Genomic DNA, 16370 nt, shown 5'->3' with positions numbered 1-16370 from the left:
GAGCCAGTGGCGGGCCGTTGGTCCACCTGGCGACACGCCGAGTTCGAGACCAGGTCTGATTCCCCGCTGTGGTCACACGGCCGTGAGGTGCTCGTTGTGTCTGCACCGCGTGCTCGACCCCGCTGCCCATCCCGGGCCGTCGAGCAGATGGGCGATGACCACGTCCCCGGCTTCGTAGCCGGCACATCCGGCGTCGAGGTGGAACGCGGCGTCGGCTTGTGCCAGCGCCGTGTGCGCACCGGCTCCGCGGCCCAGCGGTTCTGCCGAGCCGTCGTCGTGCAGGGTGACCAACACGTACTCCTCCACACCCGGTCGGCTGGGCACGTCGGTGCGCAGCCGGGCCGTGACCGGCGGCCGTCGGGAAACCTCGCGGTGTTGCATCTCGGCGAGCAGTGGGATGGCGAACAGGTCGACGGCGACCGCTGCGGAGATCGGGTAGCCGGGCACACCGATGACGGGTACGGCCGGGTCTCCGTGTCGGATCCCCAGCAGCACGGGATGTCCCGGCCGTACGGCGACACCCTGCACGACCACCGTGCCGACGGCGCGTAGGACGTGGGAGGTGTGGTCGTCGCGTCCGGCGCTCGATCCGGCGAGCACGAGCACGAGGTCGGCGGCGGCTGCGCGCACGGCGTCCTCGATCATGCCCGGATCATCGGGCTGGATGGCGGTGACCACGACGTCACAGCCGAACTCCTGCAGCATGGCGACGAGGAGCAGCGAGTTCGTGTCGTGGAGCTCGCCGGGCGCGAGCGCGGCGCCGATCGGGCGTACCTCGTCGCCGGTGGGAATGATCGTCACGACCGGTCGGCGCCGGACGTCGACCGCGCTCACGCCGCCGGCCGCCGCAGCTGCCAGGTCGGCCGGTCGCAGCACCCGGCCGGCGGCGGCGAGCCGGTCGCCTGCGCGTACGGACTCGCCGACCTGCCGGACGTGCTGGCCCGCGCGGGCGGGCTCGCGCAGGTGCACCGAGCCGTCCGGTCGGCGGCGCAGATGCTCCCGCACCACCACGGCGTCGGCGCCCGGTGGTAGCGGATCGCCGGTGTCGACCACGGTGAACCGGTCCGCGCCCACGACGCGAGACGCGGTGCAGGCGGCGGTGACGGCGATCCCGTCCATTGCTGCGCACGCCACGGCGGGCACCGAGATCGCGGCGTGGACGGCGGCGGCGGTGACGCGCCCGGCGGCGGCGGTGATCGGGACGCGTTCACCGTCGACGAGATCGGCGCATCCTGCGGCCGCGCGGGCGGCGCGCCAGGCCGCCGCCGCCGCCGCGACGGAGAGTGCCATCAGACGGCCTCGACCTCGACGCGGGTGTCGGAGAACGTCGGCGCGTTGCCGAGGTCGGCGAACGCGAAGGGGTTGACGGCGTTCACCGTCGCCTGGTCCTTCGCGTTCTTGCGCCACGCACCCATCGGGGACAGGACGACGCCGGGTGCGATCTCGTCGCTGACCTCGACGAGCGCGAGGTACTGGCCGCGGTCGTTGAACACCCGCACGTACTGCCCGGTGACGACGCCGCGCTCCTCGGCGTCCTGCGGGTGCATGATCACCGACTGCTCGCCCTGCACGCGCTTCTGCTTGTCCTGGTCGCCTGCGCTGGAGTTGACGTAGGCGTGTGACTTGGGCGAGATGAGGTTGAGCCGGTAGCCGGAGTCGGCCGTCTCGCGCGGCGGGATGTAGTGGGGGAGCGGGTCGACGACACCGCCGGGCTGGAACTCCTCGCAGCCCTGGCGGAACAGCGGCACGACGAAGTTGCCTGCGGCTTCGGCGATCGACGACCTGAACTCCGTCTTGCCCGACGGTGTGGGGAAGTTCCCCTCGGCGTGGGGTGCGTACTCGTCGGGGCTCGGGAGGTTGAGCCGTGCCCAGCCGGTCTCGCGCAGGGACTCCATGGTGATGCCCGCCATCGCCGGGGCGTCCCAGTCGAAGGCCTCGGCCATCATGTCCTCGTCGGTGCGCGTGAAGCACGGCTCCGTGAAGCCCATGCGGGCGGCGAGCCTGCGGAACAGCTCGGTGTTGGAGATCGCCTCGCCCATCGGCTCGACGGCCGGGGTGTTGAGCGTGACGTAGAAGTGCCCCCAGCTGAACATGATGTCGTGGTGCTCGAGCTGGGTGGTGGCGGGCAGCACGATGTCCGCGTAGCGCGCGGTGTCGGTGAGGACGTGGTCGCTGACCACGGTGAACAGGTCCTCACGGGCGAGCCCGGCCGCCATCTTGTCCTGCTCTGGGCACACCACGAGCGGGTTCGAGTTGTAGACCATCAGCGCGTTGATGGGCGGGTCGAGCTCCATCTCGCCGTTCAGTGCGCGGCCGAGGAGGTACTGGTTGACCACGCGCGTGCCCGGTGTCTGCAGCTCGGGGTGCATGTGCGCACCCCAGTTCACCGGGAACGCCCACAGCGGCAGCTGCAGCAGCCCGCCGCCGACCTTGCGCCATGCGCCGACGAGCGCGGGCAGGCAGGCGATCGAGCGCACCGTCTGGCCGCCGCCCGCGTGGCGCTCGATCGCGACGCCGATCCGGATCATCGACGGCTCCGACGTCGCGTACTCGCGGGCGAGGGTGCGGATGTCCTCGGCCGGGATCCCCGTCTGCTCCGCTGCCCACTCCGGTGTGTGCTCCTGCACGCGCTCGACCAGCTCCGCGTAACCCACGGTGTGGTCGCGGATGTAAGCCTCGTCGGTCAGGCCCTCGTTGATGATCACGTGCATCATCGCCAGAGCCAGCGCGCCGTCGGTGCCCGGCCGGATCGGGATGTGCCAGTCGGCCCGTTTGGCGGTGCGGTGGCGCATCGGGTCGATGACGACGACCTTCGCCCCACGGCGCTGGGCCTCGGCGACGAACGGCCACAGGTGCAGGTTCGTCGAGACCATGTTGCAGGCCCAGATGATGATGTAGCGCGAATGGACGAGACTCTCCGGGTCGACGCCCGCGGTGGCGCCGATCGTCATCGTGTAAGCGGTGCAGGCGCCGGAGTCGCAGTAGGTGCGCTCGGAGATCGTGGCACCGAGCTTGTTGAAGAACGGGTCGCCGACGTTGAGGCCGTTGAGGATGCCCTGGGTACCGAGGTAGCTCACGGGCATGATCGATTCGGGACCGTTCTCGGCGATCGTCGCCCGGAAGCGGGTGGTGATCTCGTCGAGCGCCTCGTCCCAGGTGATCTCCTCGAACCGGCCGCTGCCCTTGGGGCCGGTGCGGCGCAGCGGGTGCAGGAGCCGGTCGGGGTGATAGACCTTGTCCTGGTAGTTGTTGACCTTGACGCACAACCCGCCGCGGGTGAACGGGTGGTCGGGATCGCCGCGTACGCCCGTGGCCTTGCCGTCGGTGACGGTCACGAGCATCGCGCAGGTGTCGGGGCAGTCGTGCGGGCACGCGGCCCGCACCGTCGTGGTGGAGACGTCGGTGACGGGAATGTCGTCGATCGCGGTCATCGCCTCATGGTGGGGGCGCCACGCCGTCCCCGGTTGGCGTGGTGTGACGACCCTGTTGTCATCCAGTGACGGGTTCGCCTCGCCGTTGACGCTGGTTCGACCCGCTCCTAGCCTGGGTCGACGCCCGAGGAACCGAGGCCACATGGATCCCACGACGACCGATCGTCTGGATGCGTGGCGCGACATCATCCGGGAGAACTTCGTCGCGCTCGACATCCACGCCCATCGCCGCGAAGGCTTCGCCGGGTCCGTCCGCAGCACCGAGGTGGGGCACCTCAAGGTGGCGTCGGTCGAGTCGGTCGCGCAGGGTTTCAGCCGCACCCCCGGCCTGGTACGCCGCGATGACGACGCCTACCTCCAGGTCGGGCTGCTCGTGAAGGGTGCGGCGCAGGTGGTGCAGGACCGTCGCGAAGCGGTGTTGCGTCCTGGGGACTTCGCGGTCTACGAGACCGGCCGCCCGTTCTTCTGGGGGCTGCAGGGCACCTGGGAACTGCTCGTCTTCGCCTGGCCGCGCCGCAGCATCGCGCTCGACGCCGCCACGTCGCAACAGCTCACCGCACGCGCGCTCCGGGGCAACAGCGGCCTGGGAGCGCTGGTCGGGCGGCTCCTGCGCGATCTGTGCGCCACCCCGCCCGACCTCAGCAACACCGGCAGCGTCCGGCTCGCCGACGAGGTCGCCGAGCTGGTCACCACGGTCGCAGGCGAACAGGTACGACCCGCCGAACCCACCCGGGCCACCGACGCCCTGCTCCGCCGGATCGACGCCTACATCGTCGAGAACCTCGCCGATCCCGACCTCGGCCCGGCCGGCATCGCCGCCGCCCACTTCATCTCTCCCCGCCACCTCCACCGGCTCTTCGCCCACCGCGACAACACCGTCGCGCAGCACGTTCAACGGATGCGGCTGGACCGCTGCCGTCGGGAGCTCCTCGACAACGCCTCGATCACCGACATCGCCTACCGCTGGGGCTATCCCGACCTCGCCACGTTCAGCCGGGCCTTCCGCGCGGCCTACCGGATGTCACCCAGCGAGTGGCGTGCGTCGCGACCCGGCACGGGGGGAAGCTGACCACGGTGGTGTCGCAGGCCGACAACCTCAGTTCCGTGGGCGTGAGGGTGCCGTCCGTCCGGTGCTCACGAGAAGACGACCGTCTTGTGCCCGTCGAGCAACACGCGGTTCTGCGTGTGCCAGAGCACCGCCCGCGACAGGGCCATGCACTCGGTGTCGCGGCCGAGCCTGGTCACGGCGGCGGCGTCCATCGAGTGGTCGACGCGGGCGACGGCCTGCTCGATGATCGGCCCCTCGTCCAGGTCCGAGGTCACGTAGTGCGCGGTCGCGCCGATGAACTTCACGCCGCGCTCGGCGGCCTGCACGTAGGGCTTGGCGCCCTTGAAGCTCGGCAGCATCGAATGGTGGATGTTGATCGCTCGGCCCTCGAGCGCCTTGCACAGCTCGGGGGAGAGGATCTGCATGTAGCGGGCCAGTACCACCAGGTCGATGTCCAGCTCGTCGACCAGCTGCAGGAGCGTCGCCTCAGCCTCTGGCTTGGTGTCCTTGGTGACCGGCACGTGGTGGAACGGGATCCGGTAGTGGTCGGCCATGGTGGCCAGGTCGGGATGGTTGGACACGATCGCCGGGATCTCGACGTCGAGCGCGCCCGAGTTGGCCCGGAACAGCAGGTCGTTGAGGCAGTGCCCGAACTTGCTGACCATGATCAGCACGCGGGGTCGCTCGCTGGTGGTGTGCATCCGCCAGGTCAACGAGAGGTCGGCGGCGGTGTCGGCGAACGCCTGGCGCATCGATGCCAGATCGAGCGCACCACCGGCCTCGCCCGCCGCGGGGGCGAACTCCACCCGCATGAAGAAGCGGTTCACATCCCGATCGGTGAACTGCTGGCTCTCGGCGATGCTGCAGCCCTGGTCCACCAGGAAGCGGGACACCGCGTAGACGATGCCGGCGCGGTCGGGGCAGGACAGGGACAGTGCGTAGTGGTCCGGAGCGGGAGTGCTCATGTCAGGAGACCTTCTGTGCTGTTGGGGACGCTGTCGAGGTGGACGCTGTGTGGGCGGCGGCGAGGGCGGTGTTGCGGATCAGCCAGACGTCCGTGACGGGGCCGACCCCGTCTGGGACCGGGGCGATGGCCCGGGCGCGAGCGCGGCGACCACCAGCACCCCGCTGGTCGCCGGGTCGTGGTGGAGCCGGCGGATCGCTCGTCTGCCACCCGCGCGCCGGCGAGCTGGGTCACGGCTCGCCTTCTCAGCCGGCGAGTGAGGTGGTGCTCAAGGTCGCGCGGATCTCGATCTGCTGGTGCGCCTCGGCGATCGGCTTGCCCGTTGCCTCCGGTTCACCCCAGACCACGGTGACCTCGCGGCCGTCTCGCACCTCGGCCTCGTCGATCATGGCGAGGGAGGACCAGCCGCCGACGTTGGTGGTGTAGCCGCTGTAGGTGGAGAGCCCGACCTGGCGTCCTCCGACGTGCACCACGTCGAACGGACAGGTCGAGTACACCGACGACGGCACTCCCAGTCGCTTGGTCCGGTCGGCTCCGCCGAAGTAGCTCCGCGCGATGGCGGTGGTCACGTCGTCGTCGTTCCAGCGCAGCCAGACCTTCTGCCGGTGCGGCTGGTCGGCCAGCTCCTCAAGGGCCGCGCGGCCGATGAAGTCGTGGTCGAACTTGACGTGCCGTCCGTAGCCCAGGTCCCACGGGGTCTGGTAGTAGCTCTCGATCGAGTCCGCGACGTAGCTGCCGCCGAGCGAGGCCATGCCCTCCCAACTCGCGCCGGGCAGGTACTCGCGGTAGGCGCGCATGCCGTCGCCGGAGTAGATGGCCGGGGTCGGCGACGGGATCCAGCCGCTCTCGGTCGGGGTGGTGGCGTAGGACAGGGCCCCGCCCTCGCGCAGCCCGAACTCCTGACCGGCGGTGAGCAGTGCCTCCTTGACCTGCGCCGAGAACTCGGACGGGCCGGTGATCTCGAGGCCGGTGTGCCGGGACATGGTGTGGTTGAGTGCCCGGACCTGCACCCCGGCGATCTCGAAGTGCCCGATGTTGAAGAACTTGACCTGCGGAAGCTCCTTGCCGTAGGCGGCGGCCAGCACCTCGAGTGCGTTCGGGCCCTGAAGCTGGTAGCGGAAGATCAGCCGCCGGCCGTTGCGCTCCAGGCTGCGGACATCCCGCGTGACCTCGATGTCGAAGTCGCCGGTCTCGGCGCGGAACGCCGCGTAGTTGGGGGCGGTCGGGCGCCCGACCAGGCTGAACTCCTCCTCTCCCAGTCCGAAGAGGATGCCGTCACCGATCACGTAGCCGTCCGGGCTGACGGTCACGAGCTGCTTGGCCTTGTCCGGCCCGAACGTCGCGAAGCTGTTGACGGCGATCGAGGCGAAGAACTCCATGAGGCGCGACCCGCGGAAGTACACGTCGGTCATGTGGAACGACTGGTCGAACAGGACCGCGGTCTCCTTCCACGCGGTCTGCTCGTCGCCCCAGTTCGAGAACTCGTCGGGGATCGGGAACTCGTAGTGCCCGGCGGGGGAGTTGCGCATCATCGTGACGGGGTCACCGATGCGCTGGATCTTCTGTTCGAGGCTCTCGGCCATGATGTGCCTTTCTCCGGCGACTGCGTTGTCTCAGCTGTGGGGCGTGGTCTCAGCTGTGGGCGCGGCGACGCGCTGCTGCCACGCGACGGTGGCGGCGACCTGGTTGAACGAGAACAGGTGCAGGCGCTCGACGTTCAGCTCCGGCGACGTGAGGTCCGCGCCCATGCCCTCGAGCACCTGCTCGGGGCGGTACGCCTTGCCGCGCAACAGGTTGCCGACCAGACCGTGCTGCTTGGACAGGTATCGCAGCGAGGAGCCGACACCGATCCGGAGGGAGAGCGCGGCGAGCTTGCGCGTCTCCATGGGGGCCGCGAGGCCGATGTGCAGCGGAAGATCGATCCCGGCCTTCCGGGCGGCCCGCAGCCAGCACACGAGCGTCCGCGCGTCGAAGCACAGCTGGCTGACCATGTAGTGCGCCATCGGCTGCTTGGCGCGCAGGGCCTCGGCCAGCACGTCGTCCGGGATGCTCGGGTGGCCCTCGGGGTAGCACGCGACGCCGATCGAGGTCAGACCGTGGTCCAGCCCGGCGAGCGACTCCAGCAGCTCCGCAGAGGAGGTGTACTTGCCGGCGGGCTCGGCCGCGTCCCCGGCGATGACGTACAGGTTGGTCACCGCGGCGGCCTCGAGCCTGCGGACGAACTCCTTGAGCGTGGCCTCGTCGGCGACCTGCCGGGCGGCCAGGTGCGGCACCACGGTGTAGCCCACGGCGGCCGCGTACTCGGTGGCCGCCAGCGTGCGCTCCAGACCGAACTTCGGCGAGCACGTGATGGTGACGGTGGTGCCGGCCGGGACCTCGGCGAGCTGCGCCTCGTGGCCCTTGGTCGGGATGATCTCGATCTTGGCGTTCCGGACCAGCGTTCGGATCTCGGGCGTGGTGGCAGGGCTGCCGCGAAGGCTCATCGACCTCTCCAGGTGGTTCGAGCGGTCGGCGGCGCGTCTCGCCATGATCGAGCCACGTCGTGACGTCATGGGCGGGGGTGCCGTCGCTGAGGCATACTCTCTCACGAGAAAGGTTTCTCGACAACTAGTTGGAGTGGTGGCGGAATCCCCGGGCTCGTCTCGTGGGGCAAGCCGGATGATCTCCGATCTCGCCGCTCTCGGTGACGGGAGTACGGGGACTACCCTGCTGACCATGACGGGGAGGGGCCGGAAGGCGGCCGCGAGCGACACGGGACGAGACCTCGTCGACGGGTTGACGAGCGCGTGGCGCCGGGAGATGCCGGAAGTCGACCTGGCGGTGGTGGAGCTGACGCGACGAGCTGCGAGGCTCGGCGTGATACTCCAGGATCGACTGGCGGAATGCCTTGCTGCCTGGGAGCTCACGCGGGCCGACTTCAGCGTGCTGAACGTGCTCCGCGGGTCGGGAAGCCCCTTCGAGATGCGCCCCTCGGAGCTGCGCGTGCGCCTGTTGCTCTCCTCCGGTGGCGTGAGCAACGTGCTCAGCCGCCTGCAGCGCCTGGGTTACCTGGAACGTCGTCCTGATGCCCGGGACGGGCGCGGCTGGCTCGTACGCCTGACGCCCGAGGGTGTCGACACGGCCGAGGCGACGATGCGCGCCTGGGCTGCGGCGCAGACGGAGCTGTACCGCGGCGTGACCGACAGGCAAGCGAGCTCGGCGTCTGCGGCCCTCCGTGAGGTGTTGCTGGCCATCGGCGACAACGAGCCGCAACCGCCGCGTTCCCGATCGTCGCCGGCAGCCGATGACACCGCGCTCACGAAAGCCGAGTGAGAGACGCGATCGTCTGTTTCCTTCGTGGGGTTGATTTCCGGTGGCGCCGGCATTTCTCGCCGGCCGATGGCTGCGCAGAATAGTTGCGCAGAATAGCTGCTGCCATCGATCGACTCAGCATGCTCGGCGATGGATCGAGGCATCGAACATCTCGATGAAGGCATCGAGATGTTCGAGAGCTCTTTCGGGCCGGATCGGGATAACCTCGGTCGGAGTGCTGACCTGTTGTCAATGGTGATGAATGGATGGGCCAATGGTAGACCTGCGAGACGTCATCATCATCGGTTCTGGTCCTGCCGGCTACACTGCTGCGATCTATGCAGCCCGCGCCCAGCTGAATCCCTTGGTTTTCGAGGGCTCTCAGTTCGGTGGCGCATTGATGACCACGACCGAGGTCGAGAACTATCCCGGCTTCGTCAACGGCATCGCGGGGCCTCAGCTCATGGAGCAGGTGCGGGGACAGGCCGAACGGTTCGGTGCAGACCTGCGCCCCGAGGACGTCGATCAGGTCGCCCTGACGGGGCCGATCAAGAGCGTGCTCGCGGGCGGGGTCACTCATCACGCTCGGACCGTCATCCTCGCGATGGGGGCGGCCGCCCGCTACCTGCACGTTCCGGGTGAACAGGCGCTGCTCGGACGGGGTGTGAGTTCCTGTGCCACCTGCGACGGTTTCTTCTTCCGCGATCAGGACATCGCCGTGATCGGTGGGGGTGATTCGGCGATGGAGGAGGCGACCTTCCTGACCCGGTTCGCGCGATCGGTCACGATCGTGCACCGGCGATCCGAGTTCCGGGCCTCACGGATCATGGTCGAGCGGGCCCGGCGAGACCCGAAGGTGCGCTGGGCGACCGAGTCGGACGTCGTCGAGGTCGTGGGCGAGGGCACCGTCGGCGGGTTGCGCCTGCGTCACACCGGCACCGGGGACGAGCGCACGCTGGCCGTCACAGGCGTGTTCGTCGCCATCGGACACGAACCGCGCAGCGCACTCGTCTCCGCGCAGGTGCCGACAGATGACGCGGGGTACGTCCGCGTGGATGCACCGAGCACCCGCACGGTCGTTCCTGGCGTTTTCGCCTGCGGCGACCTGGTTGACCGGACCTACCGGCAGGCGATCACCGCCGCCGGATCCGGTTGCTCGGCGGCGATCGACGCGGAGCGTTGGCTCGCCGACGTCGAACACGCGGTTGTGCCTTTTGCCGCAGTTTCCGGCTGAAGTCCAGATCTTCACGCAGCAGCTCAGAACGGGAGAAACGATGGGGCGCAACACGATTGACGTCACCGATGCCACCTTCGACGCAGAGGTGCGTCAGAGCGGCAAGACCGTGGTCGTCGATTTCTGGGCCACCTGGTGTGGTCCGTGCACGATGGTCGCGCCGGTGCTCGATGAGATCGCCGGTGAGCATGCGGATCGTCTGACGATTGCCAAGATCGATGTGGACGCGAACTCAGCGACGGCAGTGGCTCATGGCATCAAGTCGATCCCGACGATCATCGTCTTTCAGGCGGGCGAGCCAGTGCAGCACATCGTCGGGGCCCGCACGAAGGCCGAACTGCTGGAGGACCTCGCGCAGTATCTCGGCTGACCGAGCTCCGACGCGAGTCCGCAACTCTTCGACACTCGTCCCGCGTCAGGTGGAGCTCGACTTGTCGGCATCGGCTGCTGCCGACCGGCTACTCGGTGGGGATCAGACCGAGCTGCCTCCATCGAGGCGCCCCATCAGGAAGCGCCGGCGGCGCCGATGATGTGAGATGAATCCGCTGAAGGATCGTGCTGGGATGCGAAGCCGCTGGTGCGAACACGGGGATTCCGGCTCCGGTCGCGGATGTGCGGGGTGAGCGGCCCGGCGACGTCCGGGTGTGGTGTGTCATGTGTGGGCCTTCCCTGGCGCCTCCTCGAGGGTGAGCAGGGCGCGTTTGGCGTCGACCCCACCCAGGTAGCCACCCATGGACCCGTCGGAGCGGACCACGCGGTGGCACGGGACGACGACCGGGAGCGGGTTGGTGGCGCAGGCCGTTCCCACTGCGCGGACAGCCTTCGGGTTGCCGGCCAGCGCGGCGACGGCCGCATAGCTGGCGGTGTGTCCGTACCCGATGTCGGAAAGGCGGTGCAGCACGGTGGCCCGGAATCCGGCGGACAGGCGCCAGTCCAGTGGCAGGTCGAAGGTCCTGCGCGCGCCGGTGAAGTACTCCTGCAGCTCCCGGGCCGTCGCGTCCAGCCGTGCGGGGGCGTGCAGGATCCGTGGGCTGACGCGGTCGGCCAGTGTCTGCAGGACCGTGTCGTGGTCCTCGCGCTGGTAGGCGACCCGGACCAGGCCGATGTCGGTGGCGGCGAGCAGCAGGGATCCGACCGGGCTGTCCACGGTGCGATAGGCGATGTCGAGGATGCCGTCGGCCGCTGCGGCCGTCGCGAGGCGCGTGCGCAGCCGGTGCAGGTGGTCGGGGGTGTCGGGGTAGGACTGCGCCAGGCGGTGTGGCAGGTCGTCGTGGGTGCTCATCGGTGTTCCCCTTTCCTGGCGATGGCGGGTGGGTAGATGCGTCGCAGGGTGGCGATGCCGTCAGCGGCTGCGCGCCGGGCGGCATCGGCGCTTCCGCCGACGATCGCGGCGACGTCGGCGTGGGGCAGTCCGGCCAGGTAGTGGTAGGCGACGGCCTGTCGTTGTCGGGGCGGGAGCCGGGTCACGGCAGCGGCGAGGTCCGGGTCGGGTCCGTCGGAGGCGGGCGGGGCCGCCACCTCGGGCACCTGGTCGGTGGGTATCGCGCGGCGACCCGCGGCGCGCAGGACGTCGATGGCTTTGCGGTGGGCGATCGTGACCAACCAGGCCTCGACGTTGGCGTCGGCCGGGAGGTCCGGGTAGGCGCGCATCGCCGCCAGGAACGTCTCCGACCACGCGTCGTCGGCGTCGGCAGGCCCGAGCAGGGCACGGCACACGCGCAGCACGGTGCGTCCGTGCGCGTCGACGACGGTCTCGAAGGGCTGCGTGCTCGTCACAGGAGGTAGACGCCTCGCGTCTCGGATTCGTGAGATCGGACGTCCGGATTCTCCTCATCACGGCCGACACTGTGGCATTGCTCCTCGTCGACGAGGAGAGCATCGGCAACTCGCATGATCAGATCGCATCCCAGCTGGTGGCCGAACACCATCCAGGACAGCAGCTCCTGGCTCAACAGCTCCCCGACCGCGCCGGGATAGCGCCGTGGGGCCAGCCGTGCGGCCGCGCGCAACCTCTCCTTCGTCTCGAGACTCATCGGCGCCACTCGAGCAGCATCGTCGCGGCGGGTCATCCGGCACCGACCGCGGGGCCCGGGTGATCTCGGAACAGCAGGGAAGGCGGTTGCGCGGACTGCTCCAGGTCCAGAAGGTGCTTCTTGCGGGCCAGGCCACCGGCGTAGCCGGTCAGCTTGCCGCCTGCGCCGACAACCCGGTGACACGCGATGACGATGCACAGCGGGTTGCGGGCCACGGCGGCGCCGACCTGCTGGGCCGTCGCACCGTCGCGAAGGCGGCCGGCGAGATCGCCGTAGGTCACGGTGTCGCCGTAGGGAACCTGCCGCAGCTCGTTCCACACCCTCCGCTGGAACTCGTCACCACCCGGTTCGACGGCGAGGTCGAAGCTGTGGCGTCGCCCCTCCAGGTATTCGTCGAGCTGCTCGATCTCGCGGTCGAAACCCTCGTCGCGGCGGGGCCCGAACGCCGCGGGATCCGGCCGGCTCCAATGATGCGGGAAGTACAACCCCCGCATGGCGCGCGCATCACGCACCAGCGTCAGCTCCCCGAGCACCGTCGGAGTCACCGTGTGCCACGTCGAGACAGCGTTCACCGCCACCGTCTTCCCCTTCTCGTCGAATGGTCTTCGTCGTGAAGACGTGGCTGCGGTGCCGAACGTGAGCACCACATCCTGCACGACCCGGCTAGCGACGGCGTGGCCTCGCCTTGGCTCCACGACGGGATGCCCGCGGGCAGCGTCGCTTCGACTGCCTCAGCGGGTCGTGCCTCAGCGGTCGTGCAGGGCGGCCGTCGGTGGCACGCCGTGGAACCGCAGGAAGGCGCGGCTGAAGTTGGACAGGTGGGCGTAGCCGACGCGCCGCGCGACGCTGCTCGGCGACATCCCGCGCTCGTTCATGTCGGCCGCCGCGCGCATCCGGGCCATGTGCTCCCAGCTGCGCAGCGGCATCCCGGTCTCCCGCCGGAACGCGGCGTCGAGCCCGGTGCCGGCGCGCCGAGCGGTGTGCGTGATCGTCGACGACGCGATCCCACGGAGGACGTCTCGGGCAGCGGCGAGTGCCAGCGGATCGGTGGGCATCGGGAGCGCCCCGGCGAACCTCGCCTCGCGAGCGGGGATGTCACCGACCGGGACACCCACCGAGCCCTCGGGTGAGCCGGTCTGGTTGCGCATCCCGGCGGGCAGCCAGATCGCGTCACCCCGGGTGAGCAGCGCGACCCAGGTCGCGTTGATCCGGCTGATGGCCGCACGTCGGCCGGTGAGGACATCGACCCGCACGGCCGATCGAGACCGAGGCCGCCCGAGAGGGCGAGCCGGTCCGGCGGGGCGAACGGGTCGCCGTCGGCGACGTGCACCTGGACCGGCGTCCCGGCTCGGATGCCGTCGGGAACCGGGGCCGTCGTGTGGAGGAGGAAGACACCCGCAGCCCCGAGCCTGTCCGGCCACAGGCTGCCGACCACGCCCACTCCCATCGAGAAGCCGCCGAGTACGGCGTCGGCAGGCAGGTCCTGGACCGCGGCGCGGGCCCTGGTCCCGATCGTGTCCCAGCCGATCCGCGCCATGAGCGAGTTACCGTCGTCAAGGGTTGGGAGCGTGCCTGGACCGGCGGCGACCTGGCCCGCGAACAGGTCGGGTGTGATGACGTGGTGGCCGGAGGCGCGGAGTCGGGCGGCCGCGGCCAGCTCAACGGGCCGCAGCCCGAACATCGAGTGGAACAGGGCCACCGCGACGGGAGTGCGGGCATTGCGGCTCATGACGACCGGTGGGTTGCTTGCCCGAGCGCGAGGAGGTTGCCCTCGCTGTCACGGAAGAACGCGCCGCGTTCCCCGCTGCCCTTGCTCGGGTAGTTGTCGGGAACGTCGACGATATCGTTCTCGATCTCGAAGCCGGCGATGTCGAACGGTTCGAACCGCACCCCGCGGGCGCGGAGCGCGGCCACCGTTTCGTCGATGTCCTCGACTTCGAAGCCGATCTGCGTCGACGTGCCCGAGGCTGCGCCGGATGATCGGAACAGGTGGAACTCCGTGGTTCCGCACACGTAGCGCAATCCGCCCGCGCGCTCCTCGACGGCCTCGAGCCCGAGAAGATCACGGTAGAACCGGCGTGCTCGATCCAGGTCCTGAACGGGAAGCTTGGTCACGGCGCGCACGGCGGCGAGCGGACCGGCCATCGGCGCATCTCCTCATCGTCGTTGCTGGGCAGGCAACGGGTGGACTGTGCGCCGAGCCGTTTCTCAGTGGTGACCACCGGCTTTCCGGGAGTGTCGGGTTCTCGCGGCAACGAAGCGCTGATCGGGACCGGTCAGGAATCGAGAAGCACGTGGGCGGGAAACCGCTAGCGTGACCGCCATGGACATCACCATCCACACGACGGTCCTGCCGCACGAGGACCCCGACGCCTCGCTGGCGTTCTACCGCGACGTCCTCGGTTTCGAGGTCCGCAGCGACGTCGGGAGCGGCACGATGCGCTGGATCGCTGTCGGGCCGCCCGGTCAGCCCGGCACGTCCATCCTGTTGGCACCCCCGTGTGCCGATCCCGGAGTCACCGAGATCGAGCGCCGCACCATCACCGAGATGATGGCCAAGGGCACGTACGGATGGATCATGCTGGCCACCGGTGACCTCGACACCACTTTCGACAGGGTGCAGGCAGCGGGTGCCGAGGTCGTCCAGGAGCCGATCGAGCATCCCTATGGCGTGCGTGACAGTGCCTTCCGCGATCCTGCCGGGAACCTGGTTCGCATCCAGCAACTGCGGTGAACCGCGGGGCGCCGGTGGCGGTGACGTACGACCCGACGAATCTGTTCCACCGCAACGCCAACATCCCACCTGCGTAGCCACGGCGCCGACGAGTTGTCCACGGCGCCGACGTCTCGACATCGGCGCCGTGGCCAACCGGTTGGCGCGGTCGGATCGAGGGACGGGCACACCGCGGCGGCGCTCGTGTCCATAGGGGAGCAGGGAGCAGCTCGATGGCAACCTATGTGCTCGTCCACGACGCGTGGTACCGGCGAGGTCTGGTCCCATGTGGCGGCGGCGTTGCGGGCGAACGGTCACCGCGTCGAGGTGGTCGACCGGTTGCCCAGCGTCGGGCCGCACCCGCAGGGCCTCGGCGACCTCACCGCCGACGCCACCCACCTGCGAGAGCTCCTCGACACCTCGAGGACGTGGTGCTGGTCGCGCACTCGTACGGGGGCTTCCCGGTGACCGAGGTCGCCGATCACCCGGCCGTGCGCCACAGCCGCTCGGGGGGCAGGCCGGCGCGGCCGGTGAACGCGTCGTGGGCGGCAGCGGTCATCGCCGGGTTACCGCAGGCGTAGACGTCGTGGCCGCGCAGGTCGGTGACGTCGGCGAGCACGGCGTGCTGGAGGTGGCCGGTCCGGCCGGGCCAACCGGGGTCGGGATCGGACAGCACCGGGGTGCAGGAGAACCAGTCGTGGGTGTCGGCCCACCTCGCGGCCGCGTCGGCGAGGTAGAGATCGGGTTGCCTGCGCGCGCCCCAGTAGGGGTGCAGCGGGCGGTCATCACCGCGTTCGACCTGGTCCTCGACGATGGACCGGACCGGGGCGAAACCGGTGCCGGTAGCGAGGAGCAGCACGGGGCGACGGGTCTGCGTGTCGAGGCAGAACTCGCCGAACGGCAGCTCGACCTGCAGCGTGTCGCCCTTGGTCAGCCGGTCGAGGATCTCGCCGGAGAACCGGCCGCCGGGCACCCTGCGCACGTGCAGCTGCACGCCGTCGTTGCGGTGGGGTGGGTTGGCCATCGAGTAGTTGCGGGTGTCGCCCCCGGGCAGGGTGACGGTGAGGTACTGCCCGGCCCGGAACCTCGCGCGGACCCCGGTCGGGAACCGCAGCGCGACGACGGTGACGTCCGTGGTCGGCTGCGTGATCTTGTGGACCTTCGCGGTGAGGACCTTGCGGTCGGGTGGCTCCCGGCGGGCGATGCGCTGCGGAGCGATCTCGAGGTCGGAGCGCGGCCGGGTGCGACACAGCAGAACCACGCCCGCAGGCACGGCCGACAGCGGGTCGAGTCCACCCAGGACACCGAGGACGCGTGGGGCGAACACCTCCGTGAGGCGGCCGCGGCGACCCTCTATCCGCGATCGCAGAGACATCACCTCGTGGCTGCCGGCGAGCTGTACCAGCCGACACATCCCCACTCCCCGGGCGGCAGTGCGATGTCCTCCGTCGCGTGACGTTCAGCAGCCCTGAACTCGCGGCGGCGAAGGTGATGGAGGCCGGGCGCGACTGATGCTGCGAGACCCTGGATCACCGTCATCGCGTTCTCGACGGGACGGCAGCGGCGCTGCCCCCGCACCGAACGTGGCCCGGTAGGCCCCGGGGAGCATCCCGAAGTGGTCCCGGGTGGCAGTGGCCCCTGCTACTGATGAGTCGG

Annotated in this window: 17 protein-coding genes; 5 read left to right on the top strand and 12 right to left on the bottom strand. The window is 69.8% G+C overall.

Annotated features, from left to right (window positions below):
• Positions 1-72: 72 nt before the first annotated feature.
• Complete coding sequence (locus ACFPFQ_RS34870) at positions 73-1290, bottom strand: molybdopterin molybdotransferase MoeA (protein WP_379626643.1); 1218 nt, start codon at positions 1288-1290, stop codon at positions 73-75.
• The gene (locus ACFPFQ_RS34865) at positions 1290-3431 is read right to left on the bottom strand and encodes a molybdopterin-containing oxidoreductase family protein (RefSeq protein ID WP_379626641.1); all 2142 of its coding nucleotides are present in this window, start codon (positions 3429-3431) and stop codon (positions 1290-1292) included. The genes ACFPFQ_RS34870 and ACFPFQ_RS34865 overlap by 1 nt, the downstream gene beginning before the upstream one ends.
• A gap of 142 nt (positions 3432-3573) precedes the next feature.
• On the opposite strand from ACFPFQ_RS34865, the gene ACFPFQ_RS34860 reads away from it, so the two are divergent.
• On the top strand, positions 3574-4500 hold the full coding sequence (locus tag ACFPFQ_RS34860; RefSeq protein WP_379626639.1) for a helix-turn-helix domain-containing protein: 927 nt from the start codon (positions 3574-3576) through the stop codon (positions 4498-4500).
• 65 nt (positions 4501-4565) lie between these two features.
• On the opposite strand, the gene purU is transcribed toward ACFPFQ_RS34860, so the two are convergent.
• The 3 genes from purU to ACFPFQ_RS34845 form a co-directional block, all read right to left on the bottom strand.
• Complete coding sequence (gene purU / locus ACFPFQ_RS34855) at positions 4566-5444, bottom strand: formyltetrahydrofolate deformylase (protein WP_379626637.1); 879 nt, start codon at positions 5442-5444, stop codon at positions 4566-4568.
• 244 nt (positions 5445-5688) lie between these two features.
• On the bottom strand, positions 5689-7026 hold the full coding sequence (locus ACFPFQ_RS34850) for an aminomethyl transferase family protein (protein WP_379626635.1): 1338 nt from the start codon (positions 7024-7026) through the stop codon (positions 5689-5691).
• Positions 7027-7056: 30 nt separating this feature from the next.
• Positions 7057-7926 carry a methylenetetrahydrofolate reductase gene (locus ACFPFQ_RS34845; protein ID WP_379626633.1) on the bottom strand — a complete coding sequence of 290 codons (870 nt, stop codon included), beginning with the start codon at positions 7924-7926 and terminating at the stop codon, positions 7057-7059.
• A gap of 232 nt (positions 7927-8158) precedes the next feature.
• Here ACFPFQ_RS34845 and ACFPFQ_RS34840 point away from each other — a divergent pair, with 232 nt between their 5' ends.
• The 3 genes from ACFPFQ_RS34840 (at position 8159) to trxA (ending at position 10338) form a co-directional block, all read left to right on the top strand.
• Positions 8159-8755: a MarR family winged helix-turn-helix transcriptional regulator gene (locus ACFPFQ_RS34840; RefSeq protein WP_379626631.1), complete on the top strand. Its 597-nt coding sequence runs from the start codon at positions 8159-8161 to the stop codon at positions 8753-8755.
• 253 nt (positions 8756-9008) lie between these two features.
• Positions 9009-9968: a thioredoxin-disulfide reductase gene (trxB, locus tag ACFPFQ_RS34835; protein WP_379626630.1), complete on the top strand. Its 960-nt coding sequence runs from the start codon at positions 9009-9011 to the stop codon at positions 9966-9968.
• 40 nt (positions 9969-10008) lie between these two features.
• Positions 10009-10338: a thioredoxin gene (trxA, locus tag ACFPFQ_RS34830; RefSeq protein WP_379626628.1), complete on the top strand. Its 330-nt coding sequence runs from the start codon at positions 10009-10011 to the stop codon at positions 10336-10338.
• Positions 10339-10620: 282 nt separating this feature from the next.
• Here trxA and ACFPFQ_RS34825 read toward each other — a convergent pair whose 3' ends face one another.
• The 6 genes from ACFPFQ_RS34825 to ACFPFQ_RS34800 all read right to left on the bottom strand — a co-directional run bounded on the left by ACFPFQ_RS34825 (position 10621) and on the right by ACFPFQ_RS34800 (position 14146).
• Complete coding sequence (locus ACFPFQ_RS34825) at positions 10621-11250, bottom strand: methylated-DNA--[protein]-cysteine S-methyltransferase (RefSeq protein WP_379626626.1); 630 nt, start codon at positions 11248-11250, stop codon at positions 10621-10623.
• The gene (locus ACFPFQ_RS34820) at positions 11247-11744 is read right to left on the bottom strand and encodes an RNA polymerase sigma factor (protein ID WP_379626624.1); all 498 of its coding nucleotides are present in this window, start codon (positions 11742-11744) and stop codon (positions 11247-11249) included. Before ACFPFQ_RS34820 ends, ACFPFQ_RS34825 begins: the two co-directional genes overlap by 4 nt.
• Positions 11741-12037 carry a hypothetical protein gene (locus tag ACFPFQ_RS34815; protein WP_379626622.1) on the bottom strand — a complete coding sequence of 99 codons (297 nt, stop codon included), beginning with the start codon at positions 12035-12037 and terminating at the stop codon, positions 11741-11743. The genes ACFPFQ_RS34820 and ACFPFQ_RS34815 overlap by 4 nt, the downstream gene beginning before the upstream one ends.
• A complete protein-coding gene (locus ACFPFQ_RS34810; RefSeq protein WP_379626620.1) occupies positions 12034-12579 on the bottom strand; it encodes a methylated-DNA--[protein]-cysteine S-methyltransferase in 546 nt (181 codons plus the stop codon). The genes ACFPFQ_RS34815 and ACFPFQ_RS34810 overlap by 4 nt, the downstream gene beginning before the upstream one ends.
• Positions 12580-12747: 168 nt before the next feature.
• On the bottom strand, positions 12748-13254 hold the full coding sequence (locus ACFPFQ_RS34805; RefSeq protein WP_379626619.1) for a helix-turn-helix domain-containing protein: 507 nt from the start codon (positions 13252-13254) through the stop codon (positions 12748-12750).
• Between the two features lie 472 nt (positions 13255-13726).
• The gene (locus tag ACFPFQ_RS34800) at positions 13727-14146 is read right to left on the bottom strand and encodes a VOC family protein (RefSeq protein ID WP_379626617.1); all 420 of its coding nucleotides are present in this window, start codon (positions 14144-14146) and stop codon (positions 13727-13729) included.
• Positions 14147-14324: 178 nt separating this feature from the next.
• Between ACFPFQ_RS34800 and ACFPFQ_RS34795 the strand changes: the two genes are divergently transcribed.
• Positions 14325-14735: a VOC family protein gene (locus ACFPFQ_RS34795; protein WP_379626615.1), complete on the top strand. Its 411-nt coding sequence runs from the start codon at positions 14325-14327 to the stop codon at positions 14733-14735.
• A 460-nt stretch (positions 14736-15195) separates the two neighbouring features.
• Here ACFPFQ_RS34795 and ACFPFQ_RS34790 read toward each other — a convergent pair whose 3' ends face one another.
• Positions 15196-16128 (bottom strand): NAD(P)H-flavin reductase, encoded by a 933-nt coding sequence (locus ACFPFQ_RS34790; RefSeq protein WP_379626613.1) that lies wholly within the window; start codon positions 16126-16128, stop codon positions 15196-15198.
• Between the last annotated feature and the right edge of the window lie 242 nt (positions 16129-16370).

Source organism: Pseudonocardia sp. GCM10023141 (assembly GCF_042653605.1).
Note: the sequence above shows the minus strand (reverse complement) of the source record. Positions and strands in the feature narration are given on the sequence as shown.